General features: G+C 60.6%; 15 protein-coding genes. 11 read left to right on the top strand and 4 right to left on the bottom strand.

All coding sequences use genetic code 11. The features are described from left to right. Positions 1-630: argininosuccinate lyase (locus ACIPLA_RS27215; RefSeq protein ID WP_401177476.1), on the bottom strand; the 630-nt coding region annotated here is incomplete at its 3' end. Between the two features lie 460 nt (positions 631-1090). Here ACIPLA_RS27215 and ACIPLA_RS27210 point away from each other — a divergent pair. From ACIPLA_RS27210 to rsd, 7 genes are all read left to right on the top strand, one after another. After that, entirely contained in the window at positions 1091-1837 is a 747-nt protein-coding gene (locus ACIPLA_RS27210) for a LytTR family DNA-binding domain-containing protein (RefSeq protein ID WP_007899317.1), read from the top strand. Positions 1838-1963: 126 nt separating this feature from the next. Beyond that, positions 1964-2905: a hydroxymethylbilane synthase gene (gene hemC / locus ACIPLA_RS27205; RefSeq protein WP_401177473.1), complete on the top strand. Its 942-nt coding sequence runs from the start codon at positions 1964-1966 to the stop codon at positions 2903-2905. Further along, positions 2902-3669, top strand: a complete 768-nt coding sequence (locus ACIPLA_RS27200) for a uroporphyrinogen-III synthase (RefSeq protein WP_218395392.1) — start codon at positions 2902-2904, stop codon at positions 3667-3669. The genes hemC and ACIPLA_RS27200 overlap by 4 nt, the downstream gene beginning before the upstream one ends. Positions 3670-3685: 16 nt before the next feature. After that, positions 3686-4840 (top strand): uroporphyrinogen-III C-methyltransferase, encoded by a 1155-nt coding sequence (locus ACIPLA_RS27195; RefSeq protein ID WP_218395390.1) that lies wholly within the window; start codon positions 3686-3688, stop codon positions 4838-4840. Beyond that, entirely contained in the window at positions 4837-6075 is a 1239-nt protein-coding gene (locus ACIPLA_RS27190; RefSeq protein WP_192345016.1) for a heme biosynthesis protein HemY, read from the top strand. Before ACIPLA_RS27195 ends, ACIPLA_RS27190 begins: the two co-directional genes overlap by 4 nt. A gap of 341 nt (positions 6076-6416) precedes the next feature. Then, positions 6417-6968 (top strand): disulfide bond formation protein B, encoded by a 552-nt coding sequence (locus ACIPLA_RS27185; RefSeq protein ID WP_218395388.1) that lies wholly within the window; start codon positions 6417-6419, stop codon positions 6966-6968. A gap of 179 nt (positions 6969-7147) precedes the next feature. Continuing rightward, positions 7148-7606, top strand: coding sequence for a sigma D regulator (gene rsd / locus ACIPLA_RS27180; RefSeq protein WP_401177467.1), 459 nt, complete (start codon positions 7148-7150; stop codon positions 7604-7606). A gap of 62 nt (positions 7607-7668) precedes the next feature. On the opposite strand, the gene ACIPLA_RS27175 is transcribed toward rsd, so the two are convergent. After that, complete coding sequence (locus ACIPLA_RS27175) at positions 7669-8334, bottom strand: FKBP-type peptidyl-prolyl cis-trans isomerase (protein WP_218395386.1); 666 nt, start codon at positions 8332-8334, stop codon at positions 7669-7671. A gap of 192 nt (positions 8335-8526) precedes the next feature. On the opposite strand from ACIPLA_RS27175, the gene ACIPLA_RS27170 reads away from it, so the two are divergent. Beyond that, positions 8527-9672, top strand: a complete 1146-nt coding sequence (locus ACIPLA_RS27170) for an AlgP family protein (RefSeq protein WP_401177463.1) — start codon at positions 8527-8529, stop codon at positions 9670-9672. Here ACIPLA_RS27170 and ACIPLA_RS27165 read toward each other — a convergent pair. Then, complete coding sequence (locus ACIPLA_RS27165; RefSeq protein WP_218395381.1) at positions 9669-10133, bottom strand: TIGR02444 family protein; 465 nt, start codon at positions 10131-10133, stop codon at positions 9669-9671. The genes ACIPLA_RS27170 and ACIPLA_RS27165 overlap by 4 nt on opposite strands. A 50-nt stretch (positions 10134-10183) precedes the next feature. Between ACIPLA_RS27165 and ACIPLA_RS27160 the strand changes: the two genes are divergently transcribed. The 3 genes from ACIPLA_RS27160 (at position 10184) to ACIPLA_RS27150 (ending at position 13559) form a co-directional block, all read left to right on the top strand. Next, positions 10184-12094 carry an ATP-binding cassette domain-containing protein gene (locus tag ACIPLA_RS27160; RefSeq protein WP_123500447.1) on the top strand — a complete coding sequence of 637 codons (1911 nt, stop codon included), beginning with the start codon at positions 10184-10186 and terminating at the stop codon, positions 12092-12094. Next, on the top strand, positions 12094-12675 hold the full coding sequence (locus ACIPLA_RS27155) for a mechanosensitive ion channel family protein (RefSeq protein ID WP_218395379.1): 582 nt from the start codon (positions 12094-12096) through the stop codon (positions 12673-12675). The genes ACIPLA_RS27160 and ACIPLA_RS27155 overlap by 1 nt, the downstream gene beginning before the upstream one ends. A 251-nt stretch (positions 12676-12926) precedes the next feature. Continuing rightward, on the top strand, positions 12927-13559 hold the full coding sequence (locus ACIPLA_RS27150; protein WP_218395377.1) for a LysE family transporter: 633 nt from the start codon (positions 12927-12929) through the stop codon (positions 13557-13559). Between the two features lie 231 nt (positions 13560-13790). Here the strand turns inward: ACIPLA_RS27150 and ACIPLA_RS27145 are convergent, their stop codons facing one another. Further along, a complete protein-coding gene (locus ACIPLA_RS27145) occupies positions 13791-14534 on the bottom strand; it encodes a penicillin-binding protein activator LpoB (RefSeq protein WP_401177459.1) in 744 nt (247 codons plus the stop codon). Between the last annotated feature and the right edge of the window lie 19 nt (positions 14535-14553).

Raw genomic sequence — 14553 nt, 5'->3', positions numbered from 1 at the left:
GTAAGTAGTGCCGGCCAGAGCGGCGCTGCCCAGCGGCAAGCGGTTGGTGCGCTTGCGGCAGTCCACCAGACGCTCGTAGTCGCGGCTGAGCATTTCGAACCAGGCCAGCATGTGATGCCCGAAGGTCACTGGCTGCGCGGTTTGCAGGTGAGTGAAGCCCGGCATGATGCTGGCGGCTTCGCGCTCGGCCTGCTCCAGCAGGCCTTGTTGCAGACGGGTTATTTCGCCCAGGATCAGGTCGATCTCGTCACGCAGCCACAGGCGGATGTCGGTGGCGACCTGGTCGTTACGGCTGCGGCCGGTGTGCAGCTTTTTACCGGTGACGCCGATGCGGTCGGTCAGACGCGCCTCGATGTTCATGTGCACGTCTTCAAGGTCGATGCGCCAGTCGAACTGGCCGGCCTCGATTTCACCCTGGATGGTGTTCAGGCCATCGATGATGCTGTCGCGCTCGGCATCGGTCAGCACGCCGACCTTGGCCAGCATGCTGGCGTGGGCGATCGAGCCCATGATGTCGTGGCGATACAGGCGCTGGTCGAAGGTGACGGAGGAGGTGAAGCGGGCGACGAAGGCGTCGACGGGTTCACTGAAGCGGCCGCCCCAGGACTGATTGGTCTTGTCAGTGCTCATGAATTCGCTCGTATCGGCTTGAAGAAAGATGGCGTGAAACGCTGACGCGGATAATAACAGGGTTGCCAATCCTGTCGCTGACACTGGTCGACAGGTTTTTTTCTTATCGCGCACCCCTGCTCGAAGCAAGCGATGCGGAAATTGCGCAACGATATTTCTCAATTGAGCAATATCGTCCCGGCAACCGTCTACAGTTGGACAGAGGATCAGCGCACTTCTCGATGCTGCAGCTGACTATAGAGAGAAGAGGGGTGTTCATATTGTGTATCAGCAAACCCTACGGCGATGCCTCGCCAGTGCGGGCCTGGGCCGCCAGTCACGCGGCAGATAAAAATTTAGCCGCCGGTCTCGCGGCACTTTTTGGCCCTCGCGCTAGTCTTAGCGTGGATCGCGGTGACGGACGTCACTTCACCTGTCTACGCTATCCTTGTGCGAGACTCACGCAGGAATCCAGCGCAATATGAATGTCCTGATCGTTGATGACGAACCCCTGGCCCGCGAGCGCCTGAGCCGAATGGTCGGCGAACTCGAGGGATACAATGTCCTGGAGCCCAGCGCCACGAACGGCGAAGAGGCGTTGGCACTGATTGACAGTCACAAACCGGATATCGTGCTGCTCGATATTCGCATGCCGGGCCTCGATGGCCTGCAAGTGGCTGCACGATTGTGCGAACGCGAAACCCCGCCCGCCGTGGTGTTTTGCACCGGGCCCGATGAATTTGCCGTGGAAGCCCTGCAGGCTAGCGCCGTGGGCTATCTGGTGAAGCCAGTGCGCACAGAACAGTTACACGAAGCATTAAAGAAAGCCGAGCGACCCAATCGCGTCCAGCTCGCGGCCTTGACTCGCCCGGCGGCCGAAACCGGTAGCGGCCCGCGCAGCCACATCAGCGCCCGCACCCGAAAAGGCATCGAGCTGATTCCGTTGGGTCAGGTGGTCTACTTCATCGCCGACCACAAGTACGTCACCTTGCGTCATGAAGGTGGTGAAGTGCTGCTCGACGAACCACTCAAGGCCCTTGAAGACGAATTTGGCGACCGTTTCGTGCGGATCCACCGCAATGCACTGGTGGCTCGCGAACGCATCGAGCGGCTGCAACGCACGCCCCTGGGGCATTTCCAGCTGTTTCTCAAAGGCCTGAACGGCGATGCCCTGATCGTCAGTCGACGCCATGTGGCCGGCGTGCGCAAAATGATGCAACAGCTTTAGGGGCCGGGTTTCTACCCTATTACCGGACATTGAGGGCCAGGGAGGCCATGCAGTTTCTGATACAAGTCAAAGCGGATTTGGCTGAGCTGTTATTATCTGCCGTATCTATTCAGTACGGATTGATCCATGTCCTCTCGCGAAATCCGCATCGCCACCCGCAAAAGTGCTCTCGCCCTGTGGCAGGCCGAATACGTCAAGGCTCGTCTGGAACAGGCCCATCCGGGCCTGCTCGTGACGCTGGTGCCTATGGTCAGTCGCGGCGACAAGCTGCTTGATTCGCCGCTGTCGAAAATCGGCGGCAAGGGCCTGTTCGTCAAGGAGCTGGAAACCGCGCTGTTGGAAAACGAAGCCGACATCGCCGTGCACTCCATGAAAGACGTACCGATGGACTTCCCCGAAGGCCTCGGTCTGTTCTGCATCTGCGAGCGCGAAGACCCGCGCGATGCCTTTGTCTCCAATACCTACGCCAGCCTGGCTGAGTTGCCGCCAGGCAGCATCGTCGGCACCTCCAGCTTGCGTCGCCAGGCGCAGTTGCTGACCCGCCGCCCGGACCTGGAAATCCGCTTCCTGCGCGGCAACGTCAACACTCGCCTGGCCAAGCTCGATGCCAGCGAATACGACGCCATCATCCTCGCCGCGGCGGGTTTGATTCGCCTGGGCTTCGAAGACCGCATCACCTCGGCCATCAGCGTCGAAGACAGCCTGCCGGCCGGTGGCCAAGGCGCGGTCGGTATTGAATGCCGTAGCGTCGACACTGAAATCCACGCGCTGCTGGCGCCGCTGCATCACCAGGACACGGCCACTCGTGTTACTGCCGAACGTGCCCTCAACAAACATCTGAATGGCGGCTGCCAGGTGCCAATCGCTTGCTACGCCGTGCTTGAAGGCGAGCAGATCTGGTTGCGTGGTTTGGTGGGTGATCCGAGCGGCGGCCTGTTGCTCAGCGCCGAGGCCCGTGCGCCACGGGCTGATGCCGAGGCATTGGGTGTGCAAGTGGCCGAGGACCTGCTGAGCCAGGGCGCCGCCGACATTCTGAAAGCAGTCTATGGCGAGGCAGGGCACGAGTGACTGGCTGGCGCCTGTTGCTGACACGCCCTGCGGATGAATCGGCGGCGCTAGCCCGTGTGCTGGCCGACGCGGGGGTTTTCAGCAGCAGCTTGCCGCTTTTGGATATTGAGCCGATTCCCGCCTCTGACACAATGCGCGAAGTGATTCAGAACCTGGATAGCTATTGCGCGGTGATCGTGGTCAGCAAGCCGGCCGCCAGAATCGCTGTCAGTCTGCTCAACCAGTACTGGCCGCAGCCACCGGGCCTGAAGTGGTTCAGCGTGGGCGCGGCGACGGCGCAGATCCTCGAGGATAGCGGGCTGGATGTGAGCTTTCCGGTCGACGGCGACGACAGCGAAGCCTTGCTTGCGCTTGCGCCGTTGCGCGAGGCTGTTGCCGGCCCTGATCCGCGAGTGCTGATCCTGCGCGGGGAGGGTGGGCGTGAGCTGCTGGCTGAGCGTTTACGCGAGCTTGGTGCTAGTGTCGAGTATCTGGAGTTGTACCGACGCGGTTTGCCGCAGTACCCGTCGGCAACGCTGCCAGACCGGGTCAAGGCGGAACGCTTGAACGGGCTGGTGGTCAGCAGTGGACAGGGTTTTGAGCACCTGCACCGATTGGCTGGCGATGCCTGGCCGAGCATGGTGCGGCTGCCGTTGTTTGTTCCAAGCCCCAGGGTCGCCGAGCTGGCACGCGCCGCCGGGGCCCAAACAGTTGTGGATTGTCGTGGCGCCAGTGCCGCGGCCTTGCTGGCGGCGTTACGGGAACACCCCGTGCCCGTTTTCTAATGCAAAGGATGGATACGTGAGCGAAACAGCCTTGCCTAAAGATGACGTCCGGCCCGTGCTTGATGCACCGGCTGATGCACCGGTTGAAACTGCGCCACCTGCTGTTGAGCAGCGCCGAGGCAATGGGTTGGCAATCGTCGCGCTGCTGTTGGGCGCTGCCGGTGTTGCCGTGGGCGGTTGGGGAGTCTGGCAGGTGCGTCACCTGCAAGCCAATAACCAGCAACAGTTGAGTCAGGTTCAGGCGCTGAACGATCAGGCCCAGAGCTTGAAGCTCAACGAGCAACGCCTGACGGCTCGCCTCGAGCAAATGCCTGCCGCCGAGGAGCTCGACGCGCGCAGTCGTCTGGTCACTCAACTCCAAGGCGATCAGCAACGCCTGAATCAACGTCTGGAAACCGTCCTCGGCGCGAGCCGCAAGGACTGGCGTCTGGCCGAAGCCGAGCACTTGCTGCGCTTGGCCAGCCTGCGTCTGTCGGCATTGCAGGACATCAGCAGCGCCCAGGCTCTGGTGCAAGGCGCCGACGAAATTCTTCGTGAACAGAACGACCCCGGGGCTTTTGCCGCTCGCGAGCAAGTGGCCAAAACCCTGGTAGCCCTGCGCAGTACCGAACAGCCGGATCGCACCGGGTTGTTCCTGCGACTGGGTGCCTTGCGCGATCAGGTGATCAACCTCACCGAGCTGGCGCCTGAGTACAAGGATCGTGGCGAATCCCTGCTGGGCCTGACCGCTGATGGCGACGGCGCCAGTCGCTGGGCGCAATGGTGGGATCAGATCTCGCGTTATATCCGCATCGATTTCAACGCCGACAAGAATGTCCGGCCGTTGCTGGCAGGGCAGAGCTTGAGCCAGGTGCGTCTGGCCCTGAGCCTGGCGCTGGAGCAGGCGCAATGGGCCGCGCTCAATGGCCAGGCCGCGGTTTACACCCAAGCGCTGGCCGAAGCGCGGGACGTGCTCAAGAGCAACTTCAACCCGGACAACCCTCAGAGCAAAGTCATGCTGGAGCAGGTGGCCGAGTTGAGCAAGCAGCCAGTCACGGTGATCACGCCAGATCTGACGGGCACGTTGAGTACGGTCCAGGCCTATCTTGAGCGGCGCAACGTCAACGCCGAGGAGTCGGTGAAACCTCTGGCCAAACCTGCCGCGAGCACGACGCAGGAGGCCATGCCATGAAGCGCCTCTATGTGATCGTGTTCGTGGTCATCGCGGCGGCTGCCGCGCTGGGGCTGGCGATTGCCGAGCATTCTGGCTATGTGCTGATCGCCTACAAAACTTTCCGTTACGAATCGAGCCTGTGGGCAACCCTCGCCTTGGTGGCCGTGCTGTGGCTGGTGTTCTGGGGCATCAAGGCGCTGATCGAGCTGGTGACGACTTCCGGTGGAGTGGTCAATCCATGGTCCCGGCGCAATCGCAGTCGGCGGGTGCAAGTGGCGATAGAACACGGTCAGCTGGATTTGGCCGAGGGCCGCTGGGCCAGTGCGCAGCGTCATTTGTATCGCGCCGCGGAAGCCGAGCGCCAGCCGCTGCTCTACTACCTCGGTGCCGCCCGCGCCGCGAACGAACAAGGTCACTACGAGGAAAGCGACAACCTGCTGGAGCGCGCCCTCGAACGGCAGCCCCAGGCCGAGCTGGCGATTGCCTTGAACCATGCCCAGTTGCAGACTGACCGCGGCGACACTGAAGGCGCGCTGGTAACCCTGCAAGCCATGCACGAGCGTCATCCTCATAACGTCCAGACCCTGCGCCAGTTGCAGCGCCTGCTTCAGCAGCGGGGCGACTGGTCGGCAGTGATTCGCTTGTTGCCGGAGTTACGCAAGGACAAGGTATTGCCACCGGCCGAACTGGCTGAGCTGGAGCGCCGTGCCTGGGGTGAAAATCTTTCGTTGGCGGCGCAGCGGGAAGAGGACGGAACGGTCGGTTTGCAATCGCTCAATCGCGCCTGGCAGCAACTCACCGCCGCTCAGCGCCAGGAACCGCAACTGGTGCTGGCCTATGCCGAGCAATTGCGGCAACTAGGGGCACAGGTCGAGGCCGAGGAGGTCCTGCGTGCAGCCCTCAAGCGCAAATACGACAGCCATCTGGCACGCCTTTACGGGCTGGTTCGCGGCAGCGATCCGGCCAGGCAACTGCACACCGCCGAGGGTTGGCTCAAGGATCATCCCGCCGACCCGAGCCTGCTGCTGACGTTGGGCCGTTTGTGCCTGCAAAGCAGTCTGTGGGGCAAGGCCCGGGATTATCTGGAGAGCAGCCTGCGCGTGCAGCGCAACCCTGAAGCCTGCGCCGAGCTGGCGCGGTTGCTGGCGCAACTGGGTGACACCGAACGCAGTAATCAGCTGTTCCAGGAGGGCTTGGGTCTACTGGATGAGCGTTTGCTGGCGGCACCGCTGCCGGTGCCGGCTCACGCCTGATTCCCGCTGTAGCAGCTGGCGCAGCCTGCGTTCGGCTGCGCAGCAGTCGCAAAATCAGACGCCGCAGTTTGATCAGGCGGGCACGTTAAACTTATGACGACTGCTTCGCAGCCGAACGCAGGCTGCGCCAGCTGCTACAGGGCGGGAATCGCTTCGAATCCGCCACTGTTTCAGCGTTGTCATCCTTCGCTGGCAAAGTCCTACAGAGGACTACATCAAATCCTCTCGACACTGTCGGGAATTCCCTACACTTCTGGTGAAGTGTCCGTGGGGGCCTGCCTTGAAAGGCTGCTGCGCTTTCCTCTACCGTAACCGCCTGTCTCTACTGTTACGGAAAAGCCATGTCTTTGGCCTGCTCACGCTCCTTGTTTTTCATGGTTTTCATTGCAGGTGCCCTGGCCTTGGGCGTTTCCTATCACCTGGAATATGCGGTCGGCCTCAAGCCTTGCGGGTTGTGCCTGTTGCAGCGGGTTTGCCTGGCGCTGCTGACGGGTGTCTGCCTGGCGGCTTCAGTGCAGGGACCTGGACGCTTTGGATCCTTCCTGTATTGGTTGCTGGGTCTGTTCTGCAGTCTGGCGGGCACCATCACGGCGTGGCGGCAGGTGGTGTTGCAGAGCGATCCGGTGCATCAGTTATCGACATGTTCGCCTGATCTGGCCGATTTGTTCGCCAGTACACCCTGGCTGTGTGTCGTGCAGCGAATGTTCCAAGGAACCGCCGATTGCGCGGAAATTTCCTGGACGCTGTTCGACCTGAGCATCCCGGAATGGAGTTTGCTGTTCTTCGTTGCGATGATGATTCTGGGCGGGTATCAGTTGCTGCGCCTTGTCTGGATCGCGTGTCAGCGACCGCTCAGCGGCGAGTCGTCGCACCGGGCATTGGCGGGTGATTAAACACTTGTATGAACTTTATCTCCTGCGTACCTTGAAGCCATAAGCGCGCGGGCATAATCTGGCCCGCACGTGTCATTGGATTTATGTTGCTCGAATGACGCTCTGCCTGGTCGATTCTTGATCTTCAAGTGTGCGACAGGTGTAGAGCAGCATGACCCACAAGGGAAGAGAGAATCACCATGCTCGAAAGTTGTCAGAATGCTCAGGAACGTTGGGGTGGAGTGCATCTGCTGATCGATCGCTGGTTGCAGGAGCGTCACGAACTGGTTCGGGCCTATGACGCTCTCGGCGCCAAGCCCGAAGCTTTGGGCGAGAACCGAAAACCGTTGCAGGAATTCTGCGGTGTGCTGGTCGACTACGTGTCTGCCGGGCATTTCGAGATCTACGAACAACTGACGGGCGAAGCCAAGGCGTTCGGTGATACTCGTGGTCTGGAGTTGGCCGAGACAATTTACCCGCGCATCGACGTCATCACCGAGAATCTGCTGGCGTTCAACGACCTGTGTGACGCCGGCAAGTGTGTCGCGGAGAAATTCAAGGAGCTGGGTGGCTTGTTGCACGAACGCTTCGAACTGGAAGATTGCCTGATCGAAGTGCTGCACACTGCTCACAAGGAAGAGGATTCGGTTCAAGCCTGAACCTTATCCGGCAACACCCTCAAAACGGTGCGCAAATGCGCGCCGTTTTTCGTTTCCGGTTTTCAGCTTTTAGCACCGCGCAATTCGACCTCGAATACCAGCGGCGTGAATGGCGCAATCAGGTCGCCGGCACCGTCGGCACCATAGGCCTGGGCCGATGGGATCACCAGGCGCCATTTCGCGCCGACCGGCATGTTTTGCAACGCACTGCGCCAACCCGTGATCACACTATCCAGACTGAACCACTGCGCCTCGCTGTTTTGGTCGAACACTGAGCCGTCAGGCAGGCGTCCGATATACAACACCTGGACCTTGCCATTCGGACCGGCCTTGGCACCGGTGCCCGGCGCCAACTCTGTCAGCAATATTCCATCGGCCAGTTCGCGAACGCCGGGTTTGGCTTTTTCTTCAACGAGAAACCGTCGCTCGTTTTCCAACGCCAATTCGCTTTGCGGCTCAGGCGACTGCATGGCAATCCGGGCTTCATGCTCAGCCAGAATCTGTTCGATCCGCTCATCTTTCAGTGCCAGCGGCTTGCCTTGATAGGCTTGCTGCAAACCTTCGAGCAGGGCCTGAAGTTGCAGGTCCGGAACTTCCTGGCGCAAGCGTTCGCCAAGGCTTGCGCCCAAGCTGTAAGCGAGATCGTGAGTGTCATTTGCGGCGGTTTTTTCGGCGGCCTGGGCCACGGAAAAAAACACGCACAGCGATAAAAATAGGTAGCGCGACATGGGCACTCTCCGACCTGAGATGCGCAGGATTATGCCAGTGTGAATGCGTTCAAAGGTGAACTGGTTTTGCGCAAGCACAGAACATTTTTACTTCGTTGCAACGTAGTGCTTTCGATACTGTCAACATGCCCTAGCGGCGGTTGCAGCAGAGGTCTAGTATGAGCCGCATTCACGTCAGCCAGGAGGTAAACCATGTCGGCCACCAAGAAGCCAGTAAATACTCCGTTGCACTTACTCCAACAACTCTCGGGCAGCCTGCTCGAGCATTTGGAAAACGCTTGTTCCCAAGCCTTGGCTGATGCTGAAAAACTGCTCGCCAAACTGGAGAAGCAGCGCGGAAAAGCACAGGAAAAGTTGCACAAATCCCGGACCAAATTGCAGGACGCTGCGGCGGCCGGCAAAGCCAAGGCGCAAGCCAAGGCCAAGGAGGCGGTGAAAGAACTTGAGAACTTGCTCGATGCCCTCAAGGATCGCCAGTCCGAAACGCGCAACTACATCCTGCAACTCAAACGCGATGCTCAAGAAAGCCTGAAACTGGCCCAGGGTGTCGGTCGTGTCCAAGAGGCTGTCGGCAAGGCGTTGTCCCTGCGTTCGGCCAAGCCAGCTGCGGCTCCAGCCAAGAAAGCCGCTGCCAAACCGGCTGCTGCAAAAGCACCGGCCAAGTCTGCTGCCAAACCGGCTGCCAAAGCACCGGTGAAAGCCGCAGCAAAACCTGCCGCTAAACCTGCGGCGAAAAAAACAGTCGCTGCAAGCGCTGCAAAATCGGCTGCAAAACCTGCCGCCAAGCCAGCCGCTGCCAAGCCAGCTGCTGCCAAAACAGCTGCCGCTAAACCGGCTGCAAGAACCGCTGCTGCTAAACCCGCGGTGGCGAAAACTGTAGCGGCGAAAGCAGCTGCCAAACCGGCCGCAAAACCAGCTGCAAAAACTGCCGCTGCGAAACCTGCTGCCAAGCCAGCCGCGAAATCAGTCGCGACTAAAACAGCTGTCAAGCCAGCTGCAAAACCAGCTGCAAAACCAGCTGCAAAACCAGCTGCAAAAGCTGCAGCCAAACCGGCTGCCAAAACTGCTGCTGCAAAACCTGCTGCAGCCAAGCCAGCTACTGCTGCAAAACCTGCCGCAGCGAAACCAGCAGCCAAACCTGCCGCTGCCAAACCGGCTGCAAAACCAGCGGTGAAGAAACCAGTTGCCGCCAAGCCGGCCGCCGCGCCAGTTGCCAAGCCAGCCAACCCGGCTCCGGCAGCAACGTCTGCTTTAGCAGCAGCCACCTCGACAGCCACGCCAGCGCCAACGCCGGCCGCCGCATCGATCGCAGCAACCACCCCAACCAGCGCTTCCTAAGTGCTGCTTACCGCGACGCGCAGCTGATGCAGCGCGTCGCGGTCCAGGTGGGCGGCGCCTGCCGTTACACCTTCCAGCCAGGCCGATAGATCGGTCGCCTCATCCTGCGGCCAGCTCTTTGCCGAATGCTCCAGTCGTAACAACAGCTCTCGTTCGGCTTGCAGTTCCAGGGTTTTGACTTGTTCGCGCAACGTTTTCAGTTCGGCGTCTTCTGCCGCGCCGGCTTTCCATTGCCTACGCAACGCCCGTAGCGGTCGCACGACCTCCGCGTCCCAGGGCTCCGCCACGTCGCGAAGCTGCTGTAATCGTTGCCCGTTGCAGGCGACACTCCGCTGTCCCAGCCACAATCCACAAAGCAGCAGGCACACGTTCACCCCCTTCGACTGTAATTGCAGGCAAGCATCTTCAACGTCGGGACGGGCGTAAGTGCCAAGGGAAAAGCTCCACAGGTCAGAGGACATAGTGCTACTCGCGCCAGTTGCGAGCGAAGCTGGTAGACTCCGCCGCCATTATGATTCGACTTCAGAACCTCACTTTACAGCGTGGCCCGCAACGTCTGCTAGAAGACGCCGAGCTGACCCTGCACGCCGGCCACAAAGCCGGCCTCATCGGTGCCAACGGCGCCGGCAAATCGAGCCTGTTCGCCTTGATTCGTGGCGAACTGCACCCGGACTCGGGTGACTGCTTCCTGCCGGCCGACTGGCGCATCGCCCACATGCGCCAGGAAATCGAGACGCTCGAACGCATCGCGGTCGACTACGTGCTCGATGGCGACCTGCGCCTGCGCGAGGTGCAACGCGACCTCGCCGCAGCCGAAGCGGCCCATGACGGTGCCGCTCAGGCCCGCCTGCACTCGGAACTCGACAGCGCCGACGGCTACACCGCCGATGCCCGGGCTCGAAAGCTGCTGGCCGGCCTTGGGTTCACCAACGAGCAGATGGATCGGCAAGTAGGAGATTTCTCCGGTGGCTGGCGGATGCGTCTGAATCTGGCGCAGGCTTTGATGTGCCCTTCGGACCTGTTGCTACTCGACGAACCGACCAACCACTTGGACCTCGATGCCATCATCTGGCTCGAAGAGTGGCTTAAAAGCTACCCCGGCACCTTGCTGCTGATTTCCCACGACCGGGACTTCCTCGATGCCGTGGTCGATCACGTAGCCCACGTCGATCAACGCAAGATCACCCTGTATCGCGGTGGTTACAGCGCTTTCGAACGCGCCCGTGCCGAACGTCTGGCCCAGCAACAACAGGCCTACGAGAAGCAGCAGGCGCAACGTGCGCACATGGAAAGCTACATCGCCCGCTTCAAGGCTCAAGCCACCAAGGCCCGTCAGGCCCAGAGCCGGATCAAGGCGCTGGAGCGGATGGAAGAACTGTCCGCCGCCCACGTCGATTCGCCGTTCGACTTCGTCTTCCGCGAGTCGACGAAAATTTCCAGCCCGCTGATCGACCTGTCGGATGCTCGACTGGGTTACGGCGACAAAGCCGTGCTGGAGAAGGTCAAGCTGCAACTGACCCCCGGCGCGCGGATCGGTTTGCTCGGCCCGAACGGCGCGGGTAAATCGACCCTGATCAAAAACCTCGCCGGTGAGCTTGAGCCGTTGGCCGGTCGCCTGACGCGCGGTGAAAACACCGTCGTTGGCTACTTCGCCCAGCATCAGCTGGATTCTCTCGACTCCAAGGCCAGCCCGTTGTTGCACTTGCAGCGCCTGGCGCCGACCGAGCGGGAGCAACCCCTGCGCGACTTCCTCGGAGGGTTCGACTTCCGCGGCGCGCGTATCGATGAGCCGGTACTGAATTTCTCCGGCGGTGAGAAGGCGCGTCTGGCCTTGGCATTGATCGCTTGGGATCGACCAAACCTGTTGCTGCTCGACGAACCAACCAACCACCTGGATCTGGAAATGCGTCTGGCGCTGACCATGGCCCTGCAGGAATTCAGTGGCGCGGTACTGGTGGTCTCACACGATCGTCATCTGCTCAAAAGCACCACTGACAATTTCTATCTGGTGGCAGACGGCAAGGTCGAGGAGTTCGACGGCGACCTGGAAGACTACGCCCGTTGGCTGGTCGAATACCGTCAACGCAATGCCCCGGTCAGCAATACCCCGGTCAATCCGGACAAGACCGACAAGAAGGCCCAGCGCCAGGCTGCCGCTGCGTTGCGTCAGCAATTGGCACCGCACAAGCGTGAGGCTGACAAGCTTGAAGCCGAGCTGGGCAAGCTGCACGAGAAACTGGCAAAGATCGATGCCAGCCTTGGCGACAGCGACATTTACGAGCCGATGCGCAAGAACGACTTGCGTGATCTGCTGGCTGAACAGGCCAAGCTGAAGGTGCGTGAAGCCGAGCTGGAAGAAGCCTGGATGGAAGCGCTCGAATTGCTCGAAAGCATGCAGGCGGAGCTGGAGGCACTGTCCTGATGGAAGCCTTCAAGCTGCCGTTGCCGGCTGTGTGGGGCGAGCCGCTCTGGCTGGTCGTGCAAATTCTGCTGATCCTGCTGGCCGGTTATATCGCCCAGCGCGTCGTCGCTAAATGCCTGACTCGCCTGGGCGAACGCTATCCGTTTCCGCCGCAGTTTTTCATGCCGCTGCGCGGTGGTTTGCGCTGGCTGATAATGGGCAGTGCGCTGATTTTCGTGCTGGAACGCCTTGGTGTGTCGGCCACGGTGCTCTGGACGGCGTTGTCCGGTTTCGTTGCGGTGGCCGCCGTGGCGTTTTTCGCCATGTGGAGCGTGCTGTCCAACCTGCTATGCGCAATTCTGATCTTCACCGTCGGCCCGTTTCGTATCGGCGATGTAGTCGAGTTGGTGGATACCACCGACAAGCCCGGCGTCAAAGGTCGGGTGGTGGCGATCAATCTGCTCTACACCACGCTGATCGAAGCCGAAGAACTCGGCACCGGCAGTGCCATGGTGCAAGTGCCCAACAGCCTGTTCTTCCAGCGCTCGGTTCGACGCTGGCGTGGGACGGATGTGTTTCCTTCGAACGGTTTCGAAAAGTAGGTTTTGAATTTCTGCATCGATGTCGCCTGATACACCGCTTTCGCGAGCAAGCCCGCTCCCACACTGGATTGATGTGCATCACAAATTTTGTGTCCACTGAAGATCCCATGTGGGAGCGGGCTTGCTCGCGAAGGGGGCCTCAAGCCGTAAACGCTGGTCGGCAGTCGCCGTGTCCTGCAAAAAATCGGTAGTCATCGGCCCAAAGGCGCATTAGCTTAGACGTCTGTCACGAGTCTGAGTCGAGGTGTGCGATGGTGCTTCAAACATGGCTGGCGTTTTTTGCCGCCTGCTGGGTGATCAGCCTTTCTCCCGGTGCCGGCGCCATTGCGTCGATGTCCAGCGGTTTGCGCTACGGTTTCTGGCGCGGTTACTGGAACGCTCTGGGCCTGCAACTGGGCCTGGCCTTGCAGATCGCGATTGTCGCTGCCGGTGTGGGGGCGATCCTCGCGGCTTCGGCCACGGCTTTCTATGCGATCAAATGGTTTGGCGTGGCCTACCTGGTCTACCTCGCGGTCAAGCAATGGCGCGCGCTGCCCAATGACATGAGCGACGACGCTGCCATCCGGCAGATCGGCAAGCCAATGGCGCTGGTGTTCCGCGGTTTTCTGGTGAACATCAGCAACCCCAAGGCCTTGGTGTTCATGCTTGCGGTGCTGCCGCAATTCATCGACCCCCACGCGCCGCTGGTGGCCCAGTACCTGATTCTCGGCGTGACCATGATCGGCGTCGACCTGATCGTCATGGCCGGCTACACCGGGCTGGCGGCCAAGGTGCTGCGTTTGCTGCGCACGCCCAAGCAGCAACAACGCATGAACCGTACTTTTGCCGGGCTGTTCATTGGCGCGGCGGCGTTCATGGCGACCCTGCGCAAAGCCGCGGTGTAAACCTTCAGGCACAAAAAAGGCGACCTCTTCAGGTCGCCTTTCTCATTGTGGCGAGCGAGCTTTTGTGGCGAGGGAGCTTGCTCCCGCTCGGCTGCGTAGCAGTCGTAAAGCTGACTGACACGGTTTGCCTGACACTACCGGAGGAATGGTTTTGGGGCCGCTACGCGGCCCAACGGGAGCAAGCTCCCTCGCCACAGGCAAGTCCCTTGGCCACAGGTACCTACTGAAATATCAGCGCAGAATCACCGGCGCCGTATCCTGCGGCAGATTATTGCGCAACGGCGCTTGCCCCGGCTGCTCGTAACCACCGCCACCGAGTTGTTGGCTCAATTGCGCAGCCACATCCTCACCCAGCGCCTTGGACACGTCACGTACCACCCGTGGACGGTTCAGCGAGATCTTGATGTCCCGACCATTCACCAGTTTGGTGTCCTGACCTTCGCCCATCGCCGTGAAGGCCGAGGTGATCTCAAAGGTCTTGGTGTTGATCAGGCTGAAGTCCGCCACCAGCGTCAGCCCCAGCACCGCCGAATAGCTATCGGTGTTGGCCAGCTCATTAATGTCGCGGGTGAAGTCGATGTCTGACACGGTGCCGAACAGCACGTAGTCGGCACCCTTGAAGCTGCCGGCCTTGATCCGCTTGATCACGTCATACACGTCACCTTTGGACGATGCTGTGTAAGGCGTGCCCTGCACCAACTGGAACATGCCGGTGCGTAGAATCTCGCCCTTGATGTCGCCGGTGAATTTACGCAGCTCGCCTTGCTCGATGTAGCTGCTGGTCGCTTCGATCTCGTTGTAACTCGAAGAGCCGCTGGCGCCGTAGTAACTCTGGCTGTGGTTGCTCTGTGCCGAAACGATGTGGATGTATTGCTCCACTCGCTCCTGATACGCCAGATCCGTCACCGCGACTTTCGGGGCCGCTTGCACGCTGAACGCGCAAGCCAGGGCCATCATGCCAATCCATGTGCGCATCGATTATCGCTCCGTGGTT

The organism is Pseudomonas sp. NPDC086112 (genome assembly GCF_044746425.1).
Taxonomy (GTDB): domain Bacteria; phylum Pseudomonadota; class Gammaproteobacteria; order Pseudomonadales; family Pseudomonadaceae; genus Aquipseudomonas.
Note: the sequence above shows the minus strand (reverse complement) of the source record. Positions and strands in the feature narration are given on the sequence as shown.

Excerpts from the sequence above, each read along its gene's own strand:
- ACIPLA_RS27165 (WP_218395381.1), bottom strand. The coding sequence starts at position 10,133 with ATGTCCTCTGACCTGTGGAGCTTTTCCCTTGGCACTTACGCCCGTCCC.
- ACIPLA_RS27190 (WP_192345016.1), top strand. The coding sequence starts at position 4,837 with ATGAAGCGCCTCTATGTGATCGTGTTCGTGGTCATCGCGGCGGCTGCC.
- ACIPLA_RS27145 (WP_401177459.1), bottom strand. The coding sequence starts at position 14,534 with ATGCGCACATGGATTGGCATGATGGCCCTGGCTTGCGCGTTCAGCGTG.
- ACIPLA_RS27155 (WP_218395379.1), top strand. The coding sequence starts at position 12,094 with ATGGAAGCCTTCAAGCTGCCGTTGCCGGCTGTGTGGGGCGAGCCGCTC.
- ACIPLA_RS27175 (WP_218395386.1), bottom strand. The coding sequence starts at position 8,334 with ATGTCGCGCTACCTATTTTTATCGCTGTGCGTGTTTTTTTCCGTGGCC.
- rsd (WP_401177467.1), top strand. The coding sequence starts at position 7,148 with ATGCTCGAAAGTTGTCAGAATGCTCAGGAACGTTGGGGTGGAGTGCAT.
- ACIPLA_RS27150 (WP_218395377.1), top strand. The coding sequence starts at position 12,927 with ATGGTGCTTCAAACATGGCTGGCGTTTTTTGCCGCCTGCTGGGTGATC.
- ACIPLA_RS27160 (WP_123500447.1), top strand. The coding sequence starts at position 10,184 with ATGATTCGACTTCAGAACCTCACTTTACAGCGTGGCCCGCAACGTCTG.
- ACIPLA_RS27170 (WP_401177463.1), top strand. The coding sequence starts at position 8,527 with ATGTCGGCCACCAAGAAGCCAGTAAATACTCCGTTGCACTTACTCCAA.
- ACIPLA_RS27185 (WP_218395388.1), top strand. The coding sequence starts at position 6,417 with ATGTCTTTGGCCTGCTCACGCTCCTTGTTTTTCATGGTTTTCATTGCA.
- ACIPLA_RS27210 (WP_007899317.1), top strand. The coding sequence starts at position 1,091 with ATGAATGTCCTGATCGTTGATGACGAACCCCTGGCCCGCGAGCGCCTG.
- hemC (WP_401177473.1), top strand. The coding sequence starts at position 1,964 with ATGTCCTCTCGCGAAATCCGCATCGCCACCCGCAAAAGTGCTCTCGCC.